The organism is Ruminococcus sp. N15.MGS-57 (genome assembly GCF_000980385.1).
GTDB lineage: Bacteria > Bacillota > Clostridia > Oscillospirales > Ruminococcaceae > Hominimerdicola > Hominimerdicola aceti.
Window position 1 is genome coordinate 1 of the sequence record NZ_LARF01000102.1, and the last position, 1,465, is coordinate 1,465.

Annotated in this window: 2 protein-coding genes; both read left to right on the top strand. The window is 47.2% G+C overall.

Annotation, left to right across the window (positions count from 1 at the left end):
• Positions 1 to 374: 374 nt before the first annotated feature.
• Positions 375 to 515: a helix-turn-helix domain-containing protein gene (locus WS40_RS10580; protein ID WP_046408809.1), complete on the top strand. Its 141-nt coding sequence runs from the start codon at positions 375 to 377 to the stop codon at positions 513 to 515.
• Between the two features lie 211 nt (positions 516 to 726).
• Positions 727 to 1,419, top strand: coding sequence for a response regulator transcription factor (locus WS40_RS10585; protein WP_046442134.1), 693 nt, complete (start codon positions 727 to 729; stop codon positions 1,417 to 1,419).
• Positions 1,420 to 1,465 lie beyond the last annotated feature (46 nt).

Genomic DNA, 1,465 nt, shown 5'->3' on the forward strand with positions numbered 1-1,465 from the left:
AGCGCCACCTTGCCAAGGTGGAGGTAGCGAGTTCGAGCCTCGTAATCCGCTCCAAAAAAGTCCTTACGATGAGTAAGGACTTCATATTTTTTGCGGGTTTATTTCAATTACTAGAATACTTTTCTTCCTGAAAGGAGATGGAGGTGCGATCCCTCTGACCCGCTCCAACAACGCTTTGCTTTTTAGCAGGGCGATTTTTTGTGCTGTTTTGTTGGCGTGGATAGGGCAGTGATAAGATGAAAAAGATGCGAAAAAGTGCGTAGATAGGCGGCTTGACTGACAGTCCAGCCCGATTTTATTGACATTTTCAAAGCCGTGGGCTATAATGTTGACCATAGAGAGTGCACTCCGAACAAATTGAAAGGTGATATGCTATGGAAGATAAAATTACTCTTGGAAAATTCATTCAATCAAAAAGAAAAGAACTGGGGCTTTCTCAAAAAGACCTTGCTAAGGAGCTTTATGTTACTGAGTCGGCAGTGAGCAAGTGGGAGAGAGGAGTTTCCCATAGTTAAAGATACCACACCAAATATGATGAACCCACGCTTATACACTACCAGCTATAATAAACCGCAAGGACAGCAATTTGATGATACTGCTGTCCTTTCTTTTATAAAATTGCAGTACACATAAAAAAGCTGTAAAATGATAAATATATTTGTCCTTGTAACAATTCTCGGACATTTGCCTGTTATACTATCTGCAAAAAGCAAAGGAAGTGAGAATATGGAGCAGATTTTAATTGTCGAGGACGACAGTTTTTTGAATAAGATGTTAGACTATAACCTGACCGCAGACGGCTACGGCGTGACTTCTGCCCTAAATGCCAGAACCGCAGCCGAAGCCATCCGCCAGCGGGAATTTGATTTAGTGCTGCTGGACATCAACCTGCCGGACGGGAACGGTTTTGAACTGTGCAAGCTGATAAAGCCCCAGCACCCGGACACCATCGTAATATTCCTGACCGCCAACGATCAGGAGAGCGACCAGATACGGGGCTATGAGGTGGGCGCGGTGGACTACATCACAAAGCCCTTTGTGATCGGGGCCTTGCAGCGGAAAATCAAAGCCATGTTCGCCATGCTGGAACACCACAAACCGGCCAAGGACATTTACGACGACGGGCGGCTGTTTCTGGACTTCTCGGAGCAGACGGCTTCCTTAAACGGCAAGCCCCTGACCCTATCCCCGATGGAGTACAAAATGCTGAACCTGTTCCGTAAAAATCCCCGGCAAGTGCTGACCCGTGGGCAGCTTTTGGAAAAGCTGTGGGATATAGACGAGCGGTTTGTAGACGAACACACCCTGACAACCTCCATCAGCCGGATTCGCAGCAAGATTGAATCCGACGGCGACGCACCCTACATCAAGACCGTTTACGGCATGGGCTATCAATGGACGGGAGGCGAGGCAAAATGAAGTTTCAAAACCTCTCGGTAAAGCGGCTGTTTGGCCGGGTGGCAAT

What these genes read in the sequence shown, in the direction of transcription:
- WS40_RS10580 (WP_046408809.1), top strand. Translation starts at nt 375, where the DNA reads ATGGAAGATAAAATTACTCTTGGAAAATTCATTCAATCAAAAAGAAAA.
- WS40_RS10585 (WP_046442134.1), top strand. Translation starts at nt 727, where the DNA reads ATGGAGCAGATTTTAATTGTCGAGGACGACAGTTTTTTGAATAAGATG.